Consider the following 13,076-nt stretch of genomic DNA (forward strand, 5'->3'; position numbering starts at 1 on the left):
GGCCCGGGGAACGCTCGCACGCGTCAGCGGACCCGCAAGGGCGTTGCCTTGCACCCGCTCCCGGCCTATGGTCTGCCGAACGTAATATTACGACCGCCATTCCACGCGGCGCCGACAGCGTCAGAGATGAGGCATGCCCGTGAGTGACGTCCCCTTCCAGTCCGCCGCGCAGCAGTCACGCGCCCTGGCCGCGGGTGAGATCTCGAGCCGGGAACTCGTCGAGATCTATCTCGAGCGGATCGCCGTCCACAACACCGCACTGAACGCGGTGGTGACCCTGGACCCCGAACGTGCCCGCCGAGAGGCGGGAGAAGCAGACGCCGCGCGGGCGGCGGGGCAGGACCTCGGTCCGCTGCACGGCCTGCCGATCACGGTCAAGGACAGCTACGAGACCGCCGGCATGCGCACGGTCTGCGGGCGCATGGACCTGAAGGACTACGTGCCCGACCAGGACGCCGAAGCGGTCAAGCGGCTGCGCGCGGCCGGTGCCGTGATCATGGGCAAGAGCAACATGCCTCCGGGCAACCAGGACGTCCAGGCCGACAACCCGGTGTTCGGTCCCTCGTCGAACCCGTGGGACACCACCCGCACTTCGGGGGGATCCGCCGGCGGCGGCGCCGTCGCCACCGCCGCGGGCCTCACCACGTTCGACTTCGGCTCGGAGATCGGTGGATCGACCAGGATCCCGTCCCACTTCAACGGCCTGTACGGTCACAAGTCGACCTGGCGGTCGATACCGCTCATCGGGCATGTGCCCTACGGCCCGGGCGCCGGACGATGGACCGAAGCCGACATGGCCTGCGGCGGCGCACAGGTTCGGGACGCCCGTGATCTCGTCCCGATCCTGCGGGCCACGGTCGGGTCGGCCGACTACGACGGTGGTTTCAGCTACACGCTCGCACCGCCACGCGCGACCAGGCTCGCCGACTTCCGGGTCGCCGTCTGGAGTGAGGATCCCTCGTGTCCGGTCGACGACGACATCAGGCAGGCCGTGGACGACGCGGTCACCGTGCTCCGTACGGCCGGTGCGAAGATCACCGTCCAGCCCGCGAGCCTCCCCGTCGACCTCGCGACGAATCACCGGAAGGCCTTTTCGCCCCTGCTCTTCGGCGCGGGCGACCGCACCGGCCTCTCCCCCGCCCCCAGTGCCGCGACGCTGGCCCGGTTCGTCCAGCGCCCGTGGGGCGACGCCGGACCCGCCCTGCGTGGAACCGTCCAGTCCCACTTCCACTGGCTGCGGGCCCACATGGTGCGAGGCGAGCTCCGGCAGCGCTGGTTCGAGTTCTTCCAGGACTTCGACATCGTGCTCATGCCGGTCACCCCGACGGCCGCCCCCGCCCATCACAACAAACTGATCGACTGGTTCGGGCGGCCGTTCGAGGTCGACGGTGTACGGCGTCCTTACTGGGACCAGGTCAAGTGGAGCGCCGTCGCCAACGTCTCCGGAGGGCCGGCGACGACCATCCCGGTGCGTAAGGGCAGGAGCGGACTGCCCATCGGTCTGCAGGCCATGGGCCCGAGCGGGGGCGATCTCACCACCATCGAATTCGCCGCCCTGCTCGGCAGGGAAGTCGACGGCTTCGTGCCACCTCCGGCCCTCGTCCAGATCTGACCGCCCGACCCGGGCACGAGGGGACGTCGCACACCACCCGCCCCGTGACGTGTCACGGCTGCCGCCGGATTCCACCGCATCCTCTACATGTTGATCATGTGGCCGGCGAGGCCGTGGACGGCTTCCTTGACCGCTTCGCCGAGGGTCGGGTGGGCGTGGACGTTGCGGGCGATCTCGTGGACCGTGAGGTCCCACTGCTGGGCCAGGGTCAGCTCGGGAAGGAGTTCGGTGACGTCCGGGCCGATGAGGTGGCCGCCGAGGAGTTCGCCGTACTTGGCGTCGCTGATCAGCTTCACGAAGCCGCTCGCGTCGCCCAGGCCGTGGGCCTTGGCGTTCGCGGTGAAGGGGAACTTGACGACCTGGACGTCGAAGCCCTTCTCCCGCGCCTGCGCCTCGGTGTAGCCGAAGCTGGCGATCTGCGGCTGGCAGAAGGTGGAGCGCGGGATCATCACGTAGTCCAGCTCCATGGTCTCCGCGTCCGCGATCGTCTCAGCGGCGACCATGCCCATCGCCTCGGCGGCGTGCGCGAGCATCAGCTTCGCGGTGACGTCGCCGATGGCGAAGATGTGCGGGACGGAGGTGCGGCAGCGGCCGTCGACATCGATCGCGCCGCGCTCGGTGACCCTCACCCCGGTGTTCTCCAGGCCGTAGCCGGTGACGTTCGGCGCGAAGCCGATCGCCTGCAGCACCTTGTCGGCCTCCAGCACCTGCTGGGCGCCGTCCTTGCCGGTGACGGTGACCCGGACCTGCGGACCGGACTCGTCGATGGACTCGACACGGGTCGAGGTGAGGACGTCGATGCCCAGCTTCCGGTACTGCCTGGCGAGTTCGGCGGAGATCTCGGCGTCCTCCAGCGGGGCGATCCGGTCCAGGAACTCCACGATCGTGACCTTCACGCCGTAGTTGTGCAGGATGTAGGCGAACTCCACGCCGATGGCGCCGGCGCCCGCGATGACGATCGACTCCGGCAGGTCCTCGGCGAGGATCTGCTCCTCGTACGTCACCACGCGCGAGGTACGGCGGGTGCCGGGCAGCAGCCTGGGGGTCGCGCCGGCGGCGATGATGCAATGCTCGAAGCCGATGGTGCGGGTGTTGCCGTCATAGTCGGCCACCTGGAGCGTGTTCGGGTCGAGGAAGGTGCCGCGCCCGCTGATCTCCGTGATCTTGTTCTTCTTCATCAGGTAGTGGACGCCCTTGACCCGGCCGTCCGCGACCTTCCGGCTGCGGCGGAAGGCCTCCCCGTAGTCGAAGGAGACCTCGCCCTCGGCCCTGATGCCGAAGGTCTTCGCCTCGCGCGTGAAGATGTGCGCGAGCTCGGCGTTGCGCAGCAGCGCCTTGGTGGGGATACAGCCCACGTTCAGGCAGACCCCACCCCAGTACTTCTCCTCGACGACCGCGACACGCTTGCCCAGTTGAGCGGCCCTGATGGCGGCGACGTATCCGCCGGGGCCCGCACCGAGTACGACGACGTCGAAGCGCTCACCCTGCTCGTCCATGGACGGCTTCCTTTCCCCTGGGGCGGCCCGCCCCCGCGAGGGGCGCACCCGCTCCCGATCGAACGATCTGTTCACCAACCCACCAGCGGCGGCATCCACCATCTCGGCAGCGGCTTGCCGGACATCAGCTTCAGCGCCACGCAGCGATGATCTATGCCCGCCCACATCATCGACGGCGGGCCGGTGCCCCGTCGACTTCGTGCACTCCGGCCTCGGCGGCACCGAGCCTGAGGGTGTCGAGGCCTAAGGCTGCGACCGGGCCGTGCGCGCCGGGCTCGAGGACGGCTTCCGGCTGTGCCGCGTGGACGGCGCCCCAGGCCAGGAGGGATGCCGTCATCTCGTACGGATCGGGTCCGGTGAGCGCCGTCACGGTCAGAGGCCGGCCCCGACTGTCGCGGGCGACGGCGATCACCAGGGAACGGCCGTCGGGGTCCGGCTCGCGTCGCGATCCCGGGAGCCGCTCGGACCACCGCTCCAGGGCGGCCCGCACCTTCGCCGAGCGCAGCAAGGGCGCCTGGAGCGTGGCGGCCGTCTGCACCGGGCGCGTCCACCGTCCGAACCACCCGAGGCCCACCTCGACGCTCTCCAACTGGGGGAAGACCTCCGGCAGTCCGAGATGCTCCGTGCCCGGGACGGTCATGACCGTACGTTTCACGCCGCCGTAGTGGAAGGTACGCACCCGCTTGCCTACGCGCTCGTCGACCACACGGGCGGCGGCCCAGGGGCGGGGCCTGCGGTAGGCGAACCCGTCTTCGGCCGCCGCCGCGACCAGCGTCTGGCGTGTGCCTCCCGTGGTGAGGGTGTACGCGTCGCGCAGGGTGCTCCGGTAGAGCAGCTCGTCTCCCTGCCCGGCACGGGTGATGAAGTAGCCGGCCTCCACGTGGCGTGCCCGCTGGCCCGCCCGCGTCAGGGCGAGCGCGCCGGCGAGGTTGCCCGGCACGTAGTCGTAGCCGAACGCGGGTACGAGGGTCGCTCCCCTGGCGGCCGCGACGGCGTCCAGTTCGAGGAGGACGCGGCGGGCGAAGGTCCCCTCCCCCGTCGAGTCGAAGTAGTGGGCTCCCGCCCGCGCGGCAGCCGAGACCGCGGCCATACCGAGCCGCGTGAACGGGCCGATCGTGGAGACGACGACATCGCTCGGCTCCAGGAGGCGCGTGAGGTCGGCCGTCGAGGTGACGTCGATCTCGGCCACCGGCAGGTCCGCCTCGAAGCGGTCGGCCAGGGCCAGCATCCTCGTCCGGCTCCGCCCGACCAGGGTCGGCTTCTCCCCTCGTGCGAGCAGTTCCCGGAGCACACGCTGCCCGGTGTACCCCGTCGCACCCAGCAACACGATCCTGCGCTTTTCCACGGCTCCGCCTGCCTTCCGGAGGGCACTGGCACGATTCGAGTGACCCATGGTCATTCACTGACCTGAGGTCATTGAATATACGATGGTGCGCATGCGAGGGCCAAACCGACGACAGATGTACGCGGAGCAGACCCGGGCGGACCTGGTGACGGCCGCACGGAAACTGTTCGTGGACAACGGGTTCGCGGACACGTCGGTCGAGGCCATCACCAGCGCGGCGCGGGTGAGCAAGGGCACCTTCTACAGCCACTTCCCGGACAAGAAGGCGATGTTCGCCGAGCTCTACACCGAACTGCTGCGGCAGGTCGGCGCCCTGAGCGACACGACGTGCGAGGCGATCCGTGGGACAGGCCCGGAGCAACCCGCCATGACCGCGGTCGCCGACCTCACGCACGCCTTCCTGCGGCGGACCATCGACGATCCCCTGCACCGGGAGCTGATGGCCCAGGCCCCCTCGGTCCTGGGTGGGCAGTACCGGCACATCAACGAGACCGTCGCCCAGCCACCCATCGAACGGCTGCTGACCGCCCTGGCCGAACGCGGTGAACTGCAACCGCACGTACCGGTCGCCACTGTCGCCCGACTGCTGCTGGCCGGCCTGTGCGAGGGCAACCAGATCATCGCGGCCTCAGCGGACCGGGAGGAGGCCCTGACCAGGACGTTCCACGCGCTCACCCTGCTGATGTCGGGCCTGGCGGCCGACGGCATCAGCACCCGCGGCTGATCCGAACCCGATGCCTGACGGGCGTCCCGTCGGCATTCCCGGCATTCCTGCCATTCGGCGTCGCTCTTGGGTCCTGGGGGCTCTCCAAGGAGATCGCCGATGCGCTCATGTACGCAACCCGCGCTAAACGGCCCTTCCGGCAGCCAGGAAAGGCCGCAGGTGCGCCAGCATCGCTGTCGGCTGCTCCTCCGGGATGAAGTGACCGCACTCCGGGATCTCGGCGCCGGTGACGTCGTCCGCGTACTCGCGCCAGATCTCCAGCGTCGGCAGGCGGGAGGGCAGCCCCACGGAACCCCACAACGCCAGTACCGGCATCGTGAGACGACGACCCTCGGCGGCGTCGATGTCGTCGAGGGCGACGTCCTGCTCCATGGCGCGGTAGTCGTCGAAACTCGCGCGCAGGGCGCCCGGACGGGAGAACGCCCGGACGTAGGCGTCGACTGCTTCGGATGTCAGACCGTGGCGGTTGTAGGTCCACCGCTCGAAGAAGTACTCGAGATATCCACGGATGTCGCGTCCCACGAGGCGCTCCGGCAGGTCGGGTTGCATCTGGAACAGCCAGTGCCAGTATCCGGAGGCGAGGGAGGCATCAAGGCGACGGAACATCTCCCGGGTCGGCACGATGTCGAGTACGGCGAGCCGTTCCACCTGCTCCGGGCGATCCAGCGCCCACCGGTGCGCCACACGGGCACCGCGGTCGTGGCCCACGACCGCGGCCTTATCGAAACCGAGCGCCTCGACGAGACCGGCGATGTCGGCAGCCATGCGCCGCTTGTCATAGCCGGCCGTGGGCTTGTCACTCAGGCCGTAGCCGCGCAGGTCGGGCGCCACGACAGTGTGGTCGGCCGCGAGATCCGCCAGCACCGGCCGCCAGCAGTCGGAGGTCTGCGGCCAGCCGTGGAGCAGCACGAGCAGGGGGCCGGATCCCGCTCGGACGTGGTGCAGGCGGACCCCGTCCACCTGCGTCACCCCGGTCGTCACTGTCGGCTGCCCCATCACTGCGCCTCCTCGGCACGACTAACCGCCTTAGACGGTTAAGCTAACGTGCAGAATGGAGGCGTGGCAACGGACGACATGTGGATCTGGGACGGCGGGCGGGTCTGCCTGGACTTCGCCAACACCCTCCGCCACCGGTGGCGAACCGCGCCGGAGGAGACGCTCCGCGATCCGGGCGACCTGACTCTCTGGCTTCAGCGGGCCGGACTGCTCGCACCTGACATCCCGGCCCCCGCAGCTGCCCTCGCGTCGGGTCGACGACTGCGCGAGACGGTCGACCGGGCCGTACTCGCGGTCGCCGACAACCGACTGCCCTTGTCCGGCGACATCACCGTGCTCAACCGATCAGCAGCGGGGGCTCCTCGACCCGCCTTGCAGATCGCCGTGACGGCGGGGCGCCTGGAGCCCGCCGGAACCGCGGGCATCGTCACCGATGCGTCAGCCGCCCTGGCGCTGATCGCCCAGGACGCCGTCGAACTGCTCCTGTCCGCCGAGATCCGGCGGGTACGGGTCTGCGGCGCGGACGAATGCGCCCTGCGCTTCGTGGACCGCTCCCCTGCCCGCAACCGCCGCTGGTGCTCCATGTCCCGCTGCGGCAACCGCACGAAGGTCCGCCTCCACCAGGCGCGGGCCAGACGGAGTGAGGACATCCCGGGAGACTGAGCCCTCAGCCCCCGGCCGCTGCCGCGCTCAGTTCACTCGGCGGACCGCAGGCGAAAGGCCGGGCCGGGGACGCTCTCGATGTCTTTCGGCTGGACGGTGTGGCCCCGGTCGCAGCGGATCTGGGCGTCGACGTGTGCGCCGCAGCCGCGGTGCCGGGACAGCATGGCCGGGCCCTCCGGGTCGGCGCGGTAGCGGTCGCCCCACTGCAGGAGTCCCATCACCGCCGGAACCAGATCCGCACCTTTCGGCGTGATCACGTACTTCGGCCGGCCTCGCGAGCCCGGCTCCTTGTAGGTCTCGGTGGCCAGGATCCCTTCCTCCACGAGCATCTTGAGCCGCGCCGCGAGGAGGTTGCGGGGACAGCCGAGGACGCGTTCGAACTCGCCGAAACGGGACGAGCCATAGTAGACCTCGCGCAGGATCAAAATCGTCCACTTCTCGCCCACGACCTCGAGGGTCCGGCCGATCGAGCAGTTCGACGTGTCCCGGTCGAGACGGGGGTCCGCGCCGGCGTCCCGCAGAGCTTCGGTCGTTGCATCCATGGGGATGATTCTAACCTCACCTGAGTTTACTTTTCCATACTCAGCCAGTAGCGTCGTGGTCGGCACATCAACCCGGCCGCACGCGAGCAACGGGCGCGCAGGGGGACCCGCCCGAAGAATCGCATCAGCCACCGAAACACCCGCGCAGAGAGGCGGCCGACATGAAGGCCTTCGTCGTCGAGAAGTACGGCAAGGACGGCGTCCGCGCCGCAGACGTACCCGAGCCCACCGTCGGCGCCCGCGACGTCCTGGTCAAAGTGAGCGCCGCCAGCGTCAACCCGCTCGACAAGATGGTCCGCAACGGGGAGTTCAAGCAGATCCTGAAGTACAAGCGCCCGTTCGTGCTCGGCCACGACGTGGCCGGCGTCGTCACGCGGGTCGGTTCCGCCGTGCACGGCTTCAAGGTCGGCGACGAGGTCTACGCCCGCCCGCGCGACCTGCGCGTGGGAGGCTTCGCGGAGTTCATCGCGATCGACGCCGACGATGTCGCCCCCAAGCCGGCCTCACTCTCCCTGGAGGAGGCGGCCGCGGTGCCGCTGGTGGCCCTGACCGCCTGGCAGATCCTCGTCGAACGCGCGCACGTGAAGCCGGGGCAGAAGGTGCTCGTCCACGCCGGCGCCGGCGGTCTCGGGTCCACGGTCATCCAGCTCGCCAAGCACCTAGGCGCCACGGTGGCGACGACCGCGAACACCAGGTCCGAGGAGCTGGTCAGGAGCCTGGGCGCCGACATCGTCGTCGACTACACCAAGGAGGACTTCTCCCAAGCCCTCTCGGACTACGACCTGGTGCTGGACTCCCTGGGCGGAGCGAACCTCGAGAAGTCACTGACCGTTCTGAAGCCCGGCGGCCTGGCCATCAGCGTCGTCGGCCCGCCGGACGCCGGTTTCGCCAAGCAGCTCGGCGCCCCTGCCGTCCTGGGCCTGGTCATGAACACCCTCAGCCGCAAGATCCGCAAGCAGGCCAAGGCGCTGGGCGTGCGCTACGAGTTCCTCTTCATGCAGGCCAACGGCTCCCAGCTACGCGAACTCGGCGCCCTCTACGACAGCGGAAAACTCCGCCCGGTCATCGACACCACCTTCCCCTTCGACCAGACCCTCGAAGCGATGGCCTACGTCGAACAGGGCCGCACCAAGGCCGGCAAGGTCGTGATCTCCATGGCGCCCGACAGCGAGTGAAACCGCGCGGCCGCAACGCCGCGATCCATAGGGCACCACGGACCCGGAGAGCCGCGGTCGCAGACGTAGCAGGAGCGACGGCGGGCCATACCTCCAGGAGCACGCTCAGCGCAGGGTGCCGGTCACGAGAGCGATAACACGGGTCTCGTAGAGGGGCCGGCAGTGATCGAGGAACTGGCGGTGGACCGTGTGCGTGGCGCTGACGCGCAGGGTGTGGCCACCTTGCGCGCGGGCAAGGTCGGTGATGAACCGGCCTCCCAGGTACGCGGTACGCGGTGCGCTCGGCATCGGTCCTGTCGGCCGCGAGGCGGGGCTGCGCCCGCCCTTGTTGCCTTGGCCTTGGCGGCCCGCAGTCCGTAGTGCCCTGCTTCCTGCGCTGACTCGTGTACCTGAGAACTACAGTCATCGCAGGTAGCAGGGCATCTCCATAGTGGGACTCAGGCTCAGTGGGCCATCACGGGCTCGCCCTCGGACGGCTCCAGAGCCCGGTTCGGGATCAGGAGCGCCGCGATCACCGCACCGACCACGAAGAACCCGGATCCCCACGCGAGGGTGGCCGTGTAGCCCTCGACGCCGGCCTGCGCCGCGGCCAGCGCGCTGGGCTTGTGCGACGTCAGGTAGTCGGTGGCGGCCGATGAGGCAATGGTGGTCAGCAGCGCTGTACTGATCGAGCCGCCCACCTGCTGGCCTGTGTTGATCAGTGCCGAGGCGACGCCCGAATCCTCGTGATGCAGGCCTGAGGTCGCCCCCTGGAACGCGGTGGTCATCACCGCGCCGATGCCGAGACCCATCAGGATCATGCCCGGCATGATGTCGGCGGCGTAGGTGCTGTCCAGCTCGAGCCGGGTCAGCATGGCCATACCGGCCGCGGCGACCAGGAAGCCGGTGGTGATCACGATCTTCGGGCCGACCCTGGGCAGCACCAGCACCGGCATGGTGGTCGACGAGACGACGACGGCCGCGACCATCGGCAGGTACACCAGACCGGTCTTGATCGGCGAGTAGCCGAGGCTGGCCGCGAAGTAGTAGGTCAGGAACAGGAAGATCGAGAACATCCCCATGCCGATGACGAACACCGCCGCGAACGAACCACCGCGGGTCCGGTCCAGCACGACGCGCAGCGGCAGCAGCGGATGCGCGACCCTGGCCTCCAGCCAGACGAACACCGCGAGCAGCACCGCGCCGACGATCATGGAGCCGAGGGCGACCGGGTCGGTCCAGCTCGTGGACTCTACGTGCGCGAACCCGTAGACGACGGCGAACAGCGCGGCGCTCACCACGACGACGCCCGGAATATCGAGTTGGGGCTTCTTGGTGATCACGGGCTTGGCCAGCAGCAGCAACGCACCGATCAGGGCGGGAACCGCGAAGACGACGTTCACGTACATCACCCAGCGCCAGGACGCCCATTCGGTGAGCATGCCGCCGACCAGCAGCCCGACCGCACCGCCCGCACCGCCCAGCGCACTGAAGATGCCGAACGCCTTCGCCCTCTCGGACGGTTCGGTGAAGGTCACGCTGAGCAGGGAGAGGGCCGCGGGCGCGAGCAGCGCGGCGAAGAGGCCCTGGGCCACGCGTGCCGCGACGAGGATCTCGAAGCTGCCGGCCGCGCCGCCGACGACGGACGCGACCCCGAAACCCGCCAAGCCGATCACGAAGAGGGTGCGTCGGCCCAACAGGTCACCGAGTCGACCGCCGAGCAGCAACAGGCTGCCGAACGCCAGCGCGTATCCCGTGATGACCCACTGCCGACTGCCGTCACTGAAGCCGAGGTCCTGCTGGGCCTCGGGCAGCGCGATGTTCACGACGGTGGCGTCGAGCATGACCATGAGCTGCGCCAGGCCTATGACCGCCAGCACCCACCAGCGCACGGCGTGGGAGCCGCGAAGGCCCGAGTCTGTCTTCCCGGAGTCGGGCGCTCCGCGGTCGATGGTGGTACTCATTTTTTTCCTTGCTTGTTGGGCATGGCTGAAGGGTTTCCAGGGTTCGAGATCATCGTGTGGCCGCTGTGGGGCTTGCGGATCGGTGGCGTTGAGCACGTGCCGCGAAGAGTCCAGTCACGCCGCAGCGGCGGCGATATCCAGACTTTTCATCCGCGTACTGTCGGCCCTCGTCTTGGCGAGCAGCCGGCCGGCGATCGGCAGCCGGGCGAGGCGGAGCATCACGGACCGAAGCAGCAACTCGGCGCGGTTGCCTGGGGTGAAGAAACTGCGCTGGCTCACAGCGCTGCCGAGATGGTGGGCGATGAACGGGCGTAGTTGGTCCTCCCATTCCCGCAGTGCTCGTGGCACGTCGTGGGGGTGGCGTTCCAGCAGGGTGCCGAGCAGGTCCGCCCCGGCAAGGCCGGTGGATGCCCCCATGGCGGAGTAGACGGTCAGGCACCACGCGGCGTCGCCGACGAGCACGACTCGGCCGCGGTGCCAGTGGTCGAGGTGCACCTGCTCGGCGGAGTCGAACAGGTGGTCCGGGGCCTTCTCGAACTGGTCGAGCAGCCAACCGAGCGTGGAGCCGGTGGGCTGGGGGCCGTAGGCGGCGCGCAGCGAGTCGATGGCCGGCCGGGTGAACTCGGCGTCCACGTCGTCGGTGCGGTAGGAGAACATCACCGACGGTGGACGATCGGCGAACGAGAACACCCACACCGATCGGCCCGCCTCGATCATGCTCAGCCCGTCCTGTGGGCGGTAGCCGGGTATCGGCTCGGGCAGTCTGTACACGGCGATCATGTAGTTCAGCCGACGGATCGGGCTCTGCTCGGGCTCGAACGCGAGCCGGCGCACGGTCGAGCGCAGTCCGTCTGCCCCGACCACCAGGTCGAACCGTTCGACGGTCGTCGTCTCTGTCGTCAGATCGCGGATCTCGACGTCCACCCCGTCGAGATACTGGTCCAGCGCGATCGGCACGGTCGAGTACCGGATCTCTACCTCGTCGGGCAGGGCGGTGAAGGCCGCCTCTTCGATGTCACCCCGCACAACCATCCGAGACCCGCCGAACACATCGGCGTAGCTCACACCGCGGCGGCGCCGGCCCGTGCGGTCGACGGCGTAGCTCACGCCTTCCGGAGCGAAGCGATTCGGCACCGCGTCGGCGAAGCCCAGCCGTTCGGCGGCGGCGAGCCCGGTCCCGAACAGGGCGATGAAGTATCCGCCGCGGCGCCGCTCGGGGGCCTTTTCCAGTACCACCACCTCCCAGCCCGCGCGATGCAGTCGCAGCGCGGAGGCGATCCCGCTGATCCCGAGGCCGACCACCAGGGCCCGCTGTCGCGATGTCGTGTTCTTGTCCATGGGATTGCGTTCCGACACTGTCGTGTCCTTCATGTGGTTGGGGTGGGTCGGCCGTTCAGGAAGCCGAGGATGCGAAGTCGTCGAGGCCGGCGAGGAAGTCGTGGGGGCGTGCGACGCTCGTGCTGCCTGCTTGCGGGCATGACTGAGAACCGTCTGGAAACCGATCTGAGATTTCAGGGCTTCGAGGTCATCGTGTGGCCGCTGTGGGGCTTTCCTCGGCGATCCTCTGGAGGGCCGCGTCGGTGTCCGCGATGGCCAGGCTGCTGTTGATGTTGGCGCCGGCCAGGGCGCCGGCCGCGGCGGAGGCCCCGACCTGGGCGACCGGATCGGTGACGTTGCCGGCCACCCACACACCCGGCACCTCGGTCGTGCCGGCCGGGCCGGAGGCGAAACCGTGGCCGATGTTCGGCAGGTCCCGCACCGGCAGGCCCAGGCCCTCCAGGCCCTGGGTGCGGGCCTGCATCTGCGGGCCGACCGCGAGGACGCGGCGGGCCACGACCTGGCCGTCGGCCAGGCGCACCCCGGCGAGGGCACCGTCCTTGTCGTCGACGACCTCGGTGACCGGGGTGTCGATGACGCGGATGCCGCGGGCGGCGAAGCGGGCGCGGCTGTCCTCGTCCAGGTCGGTGCCGTGGGTGAAGTAGGTCAGGTCCTCGGTCAGCTGACGGAACAACAACGCGTGGCCGATGGAGGCGGGGCCGGTGGCGAGGATGCCGATGGGCTCGTCGCGTACCTCCCAGCCGTGGCAGTACGGGCAGTGCACCACACTGTCTCCCCAGTGCTCGGCGAGCCCGGGCACTTCCGGCAGCACATCCTTCACGCCGGTGGCCACCAGGACGCGGCGGGCGGTGATGTGGCGGCCGTCGGCCAGGGCGACGGTGAACCGCAGGTCCCCGTCCGCCGACGGGGCTGCGGGCTCGGCCGAGACCACCTGGCCGTGGACGACGCGTCCGCCGTACTGGCGCACCTGCTCCCGGCCCCGTCGAAGAATCTCGGACGGCGGGGTGCCGTCCAGGGCGAGGAGGCCGTGCACGGCCTCGGCGGGCGCGTTGCGCGGAGAGCCGCTGTCGATCACGACGACCGAGCGGCGGGAGCGGGCGAGGATCAGTGCACCGTTCAGCCCCGCGGCGCCCCCGCCGATCACCACCGCGTCGACGGTCCCCTCGGCCAGTGCGTCGCTCACGTCCGCAGGCGTCGTCACAACCGTGGTCTTCTGCGTTTCCTTGTCGTTCATGGTTCGGT

General features: G+C 69.5%; 12 protein-coding genes. 4 read left to right on the forward strand and 8 right to left on the reverse strand.

The window, feature by feature from the left end; translation table 11 throughout:
* Nucleotides 1–139 precede the first annotated feature (139 nt).
* Nucleotides 140–1,612 carry an amidase gene (locus L3078_RS00510; RefSeq protein ID WP_239749587.1) on the forward strand — a complete coding sequence of 491 codons (1,473 nt, stop codon included), beginning with the start codon at nucleotides 140–142 and terminating at the stop codon, nucleotides 1,610–1,612.
* Between the two features lie 83 nt (nucleotides 1,613–1,695).
* On the opposite strand, the gene lpdA is transcribed toward L3078_RS00510, so the two are convergent.
* Nucleotides 1,696–3,108 (reverse strand): dihydrolipoyl dehydrogenase, encoded by a 1,413-nt coding sequence (gene lpdA / locus L3078_RS00515; RefSeq protein ID WP_239749604.1) that lies wholly within the window; start codon nucleotides 3,106–3,108, stop codon nucleotides 1,696–1,698.
* 166 nt (nucleotides 3,109–3,274) lie between these two features.
* A complete protein-coding gene (locus L3078_RS00520) occupies nucleotides 3,275–4,453 on the reverse strand; it encodes a saccharopine dehydrogenase NADP-binding domain-containing protein (RefSeq protein ID WP_239749644.1) in 1,179 nt (392 codons plus the stop codon).
* A gap of 91 nt (nucleotides 4,454–4,544) precedes the next feature.
* Here L3078_RS00520 and L3078_RS00525 point away from each other — a divergent pair, with 91 nt between their 5' ends.
* Nucleotides 4,545–5,177: a TetR family transcriptional regulator gene (locus tag L3078_RS00525; protein ID WP_239749647.1), complete on the forward strand. Its 633-nt coding sequence runs from the start codon at nucleotides 4,545–4,547 to the stop codon at nucleotides 5,175–5,177.
* Between the two features lie 123 nt (nucleotides 5,178–5,300).
* On the opposite strand, the gene L3078_RS00530 is transcribed toward L3078_RS00525, so the two are convergent.
* On the reverse strand, nucleotides 5,301–6,173 hold the full coding sequence (locus tag L3078_RS00530; protein ID WP_239749649.1) for an alpha/beta fold hydrolase: 873 nt from the start codon (nucleotides 6,171–6,173) through the stop codon (nucleotides 5,301–5,303).
* A gap of 63 nt (nucleotides 6,174–6,236) precedes the next feature.
* Between L3078_RS00530 and L3078_RS00535 the strand changes: the two genes are divergently transcribed.
* Nucleotides 6,237–6,836: a CGNR zinc finger domain-containing protein gene (locus L3078_RS00535; protein WP_239749653.1), complete on the forward strand. Its 600-nt coding sequence runs from the start codon at nucleotides 6,237–6,239 to the stop codon at nucleotides 6,834–6,836.
* Between the two features lie 32 nt (nucleotides 6,837–6,868).
* Here the strand turns inward: L3078_RS00535 and L3078_RS00540 are convergent, their stop codons facing one another.
* Nucleotides 6,869–7,378, reverse strand: coding sequence for a winged helix-turn-helix transcriptional regulator (locus L3078_RS00540; RefSeq protein WP_239749664.1), 510 nt, complete (start codon nucleotides 7,376–7,378; stop codon nucleotides 6,869–6,871).
* A gap of 161 nt (nucleotides 7,379–7,539) precedes the next feature.
* Between L3078_RS00540 and L3078_RS00545 the strand changes: the two genes are divergently transcribed.
* Nucleotides 7,540–8,553, forward strand: a complete 1,014-nt coding sequence (locus L3078_RS00545) for an NADP-dependent oxidoreductase (RefSeq protein WP_239749681.1) — start codon at nucleotides 7,540–7,542, stop codon at nucleotides 8,551–8,553.
* Nucleotides 8,554–8,658: 105 nt separating this feature from the next.
* On the opposite strand, the gene L3078_RS00550 is transcribed toward L3078_RS00545, so the two are convergent.
* The 4 genes from L3078_RS00550 to L3078_RS00565 all read right to left on the reverse strand — a co-directional run bounded on the left by L3078_RS00550 (nucleotide 8,659) and on the right by L3078_RS00565 (nucleotide 13,068).
* A complete protein-coding gene (locus L3078_RS00550) occupies nucleotides 8,659–8,841 on the reverse strand; it encodes a hypothetical protein (protein ID WP_239749691.1) in 183 nt (60 codons plus the stop codon).
* A gap of 155 nt (nucleotides 8,842–8,996) precedes the next feature.
* On the reverse strand, nucleotides 8,997–10,496 hold the full coding sequence (locus L3078_RS00555) for an MFS transporter (RefSeq protein WP_239749693.1): 1,500 nt from the start codon (nucleotides 10,494–10,496) through the stop codon (nucleotides 8,997–8,999).
* A 114-nt stretch (nucleotides 10,497–10,610) separates the two neighbouring features.
* A complete protein-coding gene (locus L3078_RS00560) occupies nucleotides 10,611–11,867 on the reverse strand; it encodes an FAD-dependent monooxygenase (RefSeq protein WP_239749702.1) in 1,257 nt (418 codons plus the stop codon).
* A gap of 154 nt (nucleotides 11,868–12,021) precedes the next feature.
* A complete protein-coding gene (locus tag L3078_RS00565; RefSeq protein WP_239749705.1) occupies nucleotides 12,022–13,068 on the reverse strand; it encodes an NAD(P)/FAD-dependent oxidoreductase in 1,047 nt (348 codons plus the stop codon).
* Between the last annotated feature and the right edge of the window lie 8 nt (nucleotides 13,069–13,076).

This window comes from Streptomyces deccanensis (genome assembly GCF_022385335.1).
GTDB lineage: Bacteria > Actinomycetota > Actinomycetes > Streptomycetales > Streptomycetaceae > Streptomyces > Streptomyces deccanensis.

Excerpts from the sequence above, each read along its gene's own strand:
- lpdA (WP_239749604.1), bottom strand. The coding sequence starts at position 3,108 with ATGGACGAGCAGGGTGAGCGCTTCGACGTCGTCGTACTCGGTGCGGGC.
- L3078_RS00525 (WP_239749647.1), top strand. The coding sequence starts at position 4,545 with ATGCGAGGGCCAAACCGACGACAGATGTACGCGGAGCAGACCCGGGCG.
- L3078_RS00530 (WP_239749649.1), bottom strand. The coding sequence starts at position 6,173 with ATGGGGCAGCCGACAGTGACGACCGGGGTGACGCAGGTGGACGGGGTC.
- L3078_RS00540 (WP_239749664.1), bottom strand. The coding sequence starts at position 7,378 with ATGGATGCAACGACCGAAGCTCTGCGGGACGCCGGCGCGGACCCCCGT.
- L3078_RS00545 (WP_239749681.1), top strand. The coding sequence starts at position 7,540 with ATGAAGGCCTTCGTCGTCGAGAAGTACGGCAAGGACGGCGTCCGCGCC.
- L3078_RS00550 (WP_239749691.1), bottom strand. The coding sequence starts at position 8,841 with ATGCCGAGCGCACCGCGTACCGCGTACCTGGGAGGCCGGTTCATCACC.
- L3078_RS00555 (WP_239749693.1), bottom strand. The coding sequence starts at position 10,496 with ATGAGTACCACCATCGACCGCGGAGCGCCCGACTCCGGGAAGACAGAC.
- L3078_RS00560 (WP_239749702.1), bottom strand. The coding sequence starts at position 11,867 with ATGAAGGACACGACAGTGTCGGAACGCAATCCCATGGACAAGAACACG.
- L3078_RS00565 (WP_239749705.1), bottom strand. The coding sequence starts at position 13,068 with ATGAACGACAAGGAAACGCAGAAGACCACGGTTGTGACGACGCCTGCG.